This is a genomic window from Candidatus Magnetobacterium casense (assembly GCF_019173545.1).
In the GTDB taxonomy this organism is placed as follows: Bacteria; Nitrospirota; Thermodesulfovibrionia; order Thermodesulfovibrionales; family Magnetobacteriaceae; genus Magnetobacterium; species Magnetobacterium cryptolimnobacter.
This window is the reverse complement of sequence record NZ_JABXWD010000255.1, coordinates 1-5037: the sequence shown is the minus strand read 5'-3', so window position 1 is coordinate 5037 and position 5037 is coordinate 1. Positions and strand designations below refer to the sequence as shown.

Annotated in this window: 11 protein-coding genes and 1 pseudogene; all 12 read right to left on the bottom strand. The window is 49.0% G+C overall.

Going from position 1 to position 5037, the window contains the following annotated elements; translation table 11 throughout:
- Positions 1 to 190 precede the first annotated feature (190 nt).
- Positions 191 to 997, bottom strand: a complete 807-nt coding sequence (locus tag HWQ67_RS12640) for a hypothetical protein (RefSeq protein WP_218253050.1) — start codon at positions 995 to 997, stop codon at positions 191 to 193.
- A gap of 5 nt (positions 998 to 1002) precedes the next feature.
- Complete coding sequence (locus tag HWQ67_RS12635) at positions 1003 to 1362, bottom strand: hypothetical protein (protein ID WP_218253049.1); 360 nt, start codon at positions 1360 to 1362, stop codon at positions 1003 to 1005.
- Positions 1363 to 1365: 3 nt separating this feature from the next.
- Positions 1366 to 1524, bottom strand: a complete 159-nt coding sequence (locus tag HWQ67_RS12630) for a hypothetical protein (protein ID WP_218253048.1) — start codon at positions 1522 to 1524, stop codon at positions 1366 to 1368.
- Positions 1525 to 1633: 109 nt separating this feature from the next.
- Positions 1634 to 1924, bottom strand: a complete 291-nt coding sequence (locus HWQ67_RS12625) for a hypothetical protein (RefSeq protein ID WP_218253047.1) — start codon at positions 1922 to 1924, stop codon at positions 1634 to 1636.
- A 16-nt stretch (positions 1925 to 1940) separates the two neighbouring features.
- Positions 1941 to 2255, bottom strand: a complete 315-nt coding sequence (locus HWQ67_RS12620) for a DUF6682 family protein (RefSeq protein ID WP_218253046.1) — start codon at positions 2253 to 2255, stop codon at positions 1941 to 1943.
- A gap of 6 nt (positions 2256 to 2261) precedes the next feature.
- Positions 2262 to 2552 (bottom strand): hypothetical protein, encoded by a 291-nt coding sequence (locus HWQ67_RS12615; protein ID WP_218253045.1) that lies wholly within the window; start codon positions 2550 to 2552, stop codon positions 2262 to 2264.
- 53 nt (positions 2553 to 2605) lie between these two features.
- A complete protein-coding gene (locus HWQ67_RS12610) occupies positions 2606 to 2803 on the bottom strand; it encodes a hypothetical protein (RefSeq protein ID WP_218253044.1) in 198 nt (65 codons plus the stop codon).
- 100 nt (positions 2804 to 2903) lie between these two features.
- Positions 2904 to 3062: a hypothetical protein gene (locus HWQ67_RS12605; RefSeq protein WP_218253043.1), complete on the bottom strand. Its 159-nt coding sequence runs from the start codon at positions 3060 to 3062 to the stop codon at positions 2904 to 2906.
- A 194-nt stretch (positions 3063 to 3256) separates the two neighbouring features.
- On the bottom strand, positions 3257 to 3703 hold the full coding sequence (locus HWQ67_RS12600; protein ID WP_218253042.1) for a hypothetical protein: 447 nt from the start codon (positions 3701 to 3703) through the stop codon (positions 3257 to 3259).
- Positions 3700 to 4224, bottom strand: coding sequence for a hypothetical protein (locus HWQ67_RS12595; RefSeq protein ID WP_218253041.1), 525 nt, complete (start codon positions 4222 to 4224; stop codon positions 3700 to 3702). Before HWQ67_RS12595 ends, HWQ67_RS12600 begins: the two co-directional genes overlap by 4 nt.
- Before the next feature lie 96 nt (positions 4225 to 4320).
- Positions 4321 to 4641 carry a hypothetical protein gene (locus HWQ67_RS12590; protein ID WP_218253040.1) on the bottom strand — a complete coding sequence of 107 codons (321 nt, stop codon included), beginning with the start codon at positions 4639 to 4641 and terminating at the stop codon, positions 4321 to 4323.
- Between the two features lie 35 nt (positions 4642 to 4676).
- A pseudogene (locus HWQ67_RS12585) lies at positions 4677 to 5037 on the bottom strand (antA/AntB antirepressor family protein); the annotation flags it as partial.

Below are 5037 nucleotides of genomic sequence, written 5' to 3'. Positions count from 1 at the left end.
GAACGTTAGCAGCCAACTCCGCCGCCTGCATGTCTATCTTGTAACCCTCAAGTATGGTGTTGTTGGCAAGGAGTTTAGCCTTATACAACTCCACATCGACGGCCTGGACCTCTTTCTCTATCTTGTAGCCCTCCTCTGAACCTTGTATATTTCAGTGTTGTAGAGGTCGCCCTTGAGCTGTGCGTCGTTGTCATACGTAGGCCCTCATCCCGTGTCCGTCAACAATTGGACGCAACAACACCGTGCTGCCTTCGTAGATTGCAATGGCATACATTACCGCATCAACCTGTCGCAACACCGGCAATCTTAAGTCAGCGTTGGCCGCATTGCCTATGTTGCCTGCTACATGCAGACCTATTGACGGAAGCTGTAGCATTCCGGCCCAACCATCCGCAGCAACAACATCCGCTACGGGCATGACCATTACACCGTTGCCGTAGATGTTGACGTAGGCAAACGTGTTGTCCGTCACAAGAGGCAAGCCAACATCACCTGTTGCTACGCTTCCAACAAGCCCCCAACCTGACGCAAGCAACGCCGATGTCTGCAACGTTGCTGTTACCGTTGCTCCAGGCAGTACAACACCGGAGGCCGTCACCGGGCTAAACGTCATATCCCCTTGATACGATGACGAGTGTGATGCTGTGTTAGATGTCTCCAGCGGAGATAGTCGCCAATTGAGCGATGCCGTGTTGCCGGTTAAGCCTGTCGCATCTGCTGTCATGCCAGGCGTGTTGATACGGCAATGTACACCGATGGTCATATCAACAACAGGGGCCGGTATGGAGAGCGGCTGTTGCAGCAACGCACCTGCAACGTTGCCGGTGAGCAACGAGACGACAAGCCCCTTGAGAACGTTATCGTTGATGATAAGCGGGTTGTCCTCCGTCCAGGCGGCATTAACAGGGGGTATCTCACCCGTGCTGCTCAAAGACGGGAAGGTGATGTCTGACTCAACCAGTGCCGGAGTCTCCACCGATATGATAGGTTTGGGCATGGCCACTACCCCGGCTGTGTATGAACCGGCATCACCAAAAGCACCAATGTGTCGCTGACATGCACCGTTATAGTAGTGCCACTGGAATTACTTACATAGTTGATTATACCGTTGCGTTGAAACCAGCTTAACACGCTGCCTATTGTCTTTTTGGACGGCACACGCTCAATCCCCCGCTCATAGTAAGATACTCCACGAGCTATGGTATCGTAACTTGTCAGCAACATACATGACGTTAGCCATACACCAACACCACGATTAACGGAAACCAATTTTTCTTCACGCGTCATGTTTTGACGCAGCCAGTAAAACACCCGATGATACACAGGCGGCATTTCCCAGACAAGGCGCTCAAGGTCATCCATCTCTTAACCTCCTGACACCGTAACCATCGGCGCTGTATTCTTTCCCCAGGCGGCATAGTTATACTGGCCTGACTGCCCGTGCGCTCCCTGTACCGTTACGACGTACTGGTATATCCCGTCAAATTGGCCCGCGATACCGGCGCCTACATCTGCAGATGACAACGTTGACCGCCTCCGTCAAGTCGCCAGGCTTCAGCCGCTCTGCAGAACGACGGTTGACAAGACCCTTGAACGACCTGACAGGGATTGACTTCACAGGAGATTGAGGCATTTACTTCTCACTGACATCTTCATCTGAACTGACTTCATTAAACGCATCGGAGTATTCGTCGCCATCTCCGTCATCGTCTGACGCATTGTCAGACATCAGAACACACTCAATTATCTTGACGGCAGACTTGAAATCACCGGCTACATCCGTCTTATCTTCATATTCAGACTCAACTAAATTGCCGTCTTTACCTCGCTTGGGAGGTGGCTCTTTCTTTACGCAGTAATAAATTATAAAACCACCGTTTGTCGCTCTAACTACCTTAACTCCTTTGTTATCATCAAACCACAAGTGTTTAACCTCCTGACTAAAAACCGTACCCTCGTGGCATCATACGCATGTTGCCAAGGGGTAAGCTCCTGATTGATTTCTCCATTAACGCACTCATACGCACTCCAAACTCCTGAGCAAAACGTGCCTCATACATCTGCGACAAACCCGTATTAAAACCGTCTGAATCGGACTTGCTATACGCAAGATGACACATCCACTTGACAAGACCATAGTGATAGCTTTTCGGTATCTCAGGCGTGTCATTGCCATTGACCATGTCATGCAACGGAAATCGCACTACCTCAAGAAAGCTCACCCGTGCAGCTCCTATCAACTCTGAAAGCGTCATACGCTATCAAGCTTCAACAGGTACAGCCGTAAACGGATACAACGAACGAGGTGGTTCATCTTTGCAGATGTCTACTGTGGCATTACGCATACACTCCACAAACCTCTCAGGAAGAGTTACCGGATGACCATACTTAATCTGCAGTACCTGCCCGTTAACAGAAACGGCCATCGAGTCCTCCTTCTGATTCGTTGCTCCAGGATGCACCGTGACATGAAACATCCGTTCCTTTTGACCTTTGTCTCCAAGAGACATCAGCGTATCAGTTGATTCAACACCACTACCCTTAGAACCCATAAACATCACCTCCTATGACAGCAACGCAGTGCTAAGGGCATGATACGTTATCGTTAGACCGGCAGCGTTAAGATTCGTTCGCCAACTTCACTGCCGGAAAATAGGGAATTCAACGACAGTTCAGGAACACCACCTACATCGTCAGACAAGGGCGCACCTGCAAGAACTTCCGCCCCTGTGACACCATCACCGTTATAAACGACCGACGAATCAAAAGGCAGCGCTTTCTTCTTACTTACAATTCTTGCCAATTTACCTCCTTGTTGAACTCCATATTCCATGCGTATATCGCTGATAAAACTCCCTTGTTGCACTCGTCAAAATGGCCTACTATATCGTCTATCACCAAATTCATATTACTGTTGCGGGTAGAAACTCCCCGCCTACGCCGTTGGCCGTGGATTCGATTATCACTTCCGTAGCAGGCAAGTCAGGTACGCACTGCAAGGCGGATGTAAACGTATCCTTTGCCGTGCCTGATTCATAAAAACCTCCCTCCGAAAAATGCAAATAATGACCTGTTCCGCCTCGTGTACCATACTTTGAACCACGTCAAAAAATATCTCCCGCTTGCTCTTGTAGCGGGTCGTCGGCCTCACACGCACGGAAACTCCGTCAACCGTGAACTCACCAATTTGTTTAACCTCTCCTGTATTTCCTGCTGTATCTTCGTCATCTTAAATTTATCGTAACACACACATATGCTATTGTCGCTCATAACCAAGACCGGGAAACTCAACTGACAAGTTACTCAACGCATCGGAAAGCGACAGATCCTTGTCAAGAACACGCCTAATGTTCGAAAACGCATAATTGGCTACAACATCGCAATACTCTACCTTGCAACGATCACAACGACGACCAAAATTGCAAACTGCGACTTTCTCCGCGCCATGACGACGTTGACTATGTCTGCGAGCCTCCTCCATGATTCGTTCACGCTTGTAACGTCCGATAAAATCATTCATCTGCTGAAGCGTGACCTTAAGGCTGCTATTGGCACACTCCTTACACGCTCGAACAAAATCCGCTGACGATTCATCCTTAAGCTCATCGTACAACCAGCCAAGAAACTCTTCAGCTGGCTTAAAATGTCCCCCCAACAATAAATCCCGCGTAACCTGCTCATTAAAAAATCCACGCTCTATCACTTTTTACCTCCAAACTTGCCTTCGTAGTACGACTTGCGAAGGTTGTAGTCCTCGTCGCTCTCTCCGGGCTGGCGAGGCACAAACGCACTTTTAGACAAACTCCCGCCGCCATTATCGTTGCTCTTGGATACGTTTATCGGCCTATCCTGGCTGTTTAGCCACGAAATGAATCGGCGCTTGGTTGGATACTTGCCGTGCAACTCGCACCAAACACGCATCTGACCAAACAGCACGGGTACGTTAAACTCTTGATAGGCAACCGTTTTGCTTAGGTTTTCTAGCCAACTCTCATCGCACAAATCCGGTGTCTTCGGGCGCTTTATCGCCTTACTCGTAATTACTGCAATGGCGGAATCGGGTGGAGTGGGCTGTGCACTTGGCGCTACAGGCTCTCCCACTGCTGTTTCAACGCTGACTCTGGGGCTGCGCAAACTTAAGTCCGATTCCGACTGTTTGGTTTTTCGTTGCTCGTCTATCTCCTCAACACACGACCGGCTTGCATCGGTTTTAAAACCGATCAAGCTATTATCTATTACTTCTTCTCTTATATGTTCTGTTCTAGCGTCACAGTGCGTCACGTCTGCGTCACAACACTTGCCGGCCTTTTCTTCCTTGCGCTACCGATATGCTTTTGTCCGCTCTGCGCTTGAATCTTCACGCTTTGGTTGACGACTTGACCAGTTCACTATACACCCATCTTTGACTAGGTTTTTGACCTCCATTTGATCGATTATACACTGTGTCAATCCATCATCAAATCCCAAATTTATATCACATGATTCACTGTCAAAACATGTAATGTCACCGTGCGTCACAGGTGCGTCACACATGTTGCGCATTTCGATAGCATGTTCAAGCAGAGAGACCCAAACGGCTATAACATTCGCCAGACCGGTGCCCGCATTCCGCGCAACTGCCTTGAACTTTGGATCATTCATTGTCCCGTGCCACCATCTAAACCACTCCATACAGACTACCTGATCCGCTTCTTTGTATCGGCTAACGGTATGATATTGTTGTCGGGCTGTGGCTTGTTCATCTGTCTGTAAAGGTATTCTGCAAAGCCTTTTTCGGACTCCATGTTACCAGTAACCTCAAGCAACGCCTCGCTTAATCCACTAATACCCTTGTAGGCGCTTCGCTTCAGGTAGAAGTTCGGGTCTGGCCTCTTCGGCGGAGGCTGTGACAACAGACGCTTCAGCTCCTTCTCGCACGCTATGAAGTAAAGACGAGCCTCCTTGCCTTTGTCGTTTTTCTCTACCATTGAAAGTTGTTTTGCCATATCCAGCGTAAGGTATACATCCCACTCTGGTCTACCCTCTACATTTTTGTAG

Coding starts and splice junctions, on each gene's coding strand:
- HWQ67_RS12640 (WP_218253050.1), bottom strand. CDS start 997: ATGCCCAAACCTATCATATCGGTGGAGACTCCGGCACTGGTTGAGTCA.
- HWQ67_RS12635 (WP_218253049.1), bottom strand. CDS start 1,362: ATGGATGACCTTGAGCGCCTTGTCTGGGAAATGCCGCCTGTGTATCAT.
- HWQ67_RS12620 (WP_218253046.1), bottom strand. CDS start 2,255: ATGACGCTTTCAGAGTTGATAGGAGCTGCACGGGTGAGCTTTCTTGAG.
- HWQ67_RS12615 (WP_218253045.1), bottom strand. CDS start 2,552: ATGGGTTCTAAGGGTAGTGGTGTTGAATCAACTGATACGCTGATGTCT.
- HWQ67_RS12590 (WP_218253040.1), bottom strand. CDS start 4,641: ATGAATGATCCAAAGTTCAAGGCAGTTGCGCGGAATGCGGGCACCGGT.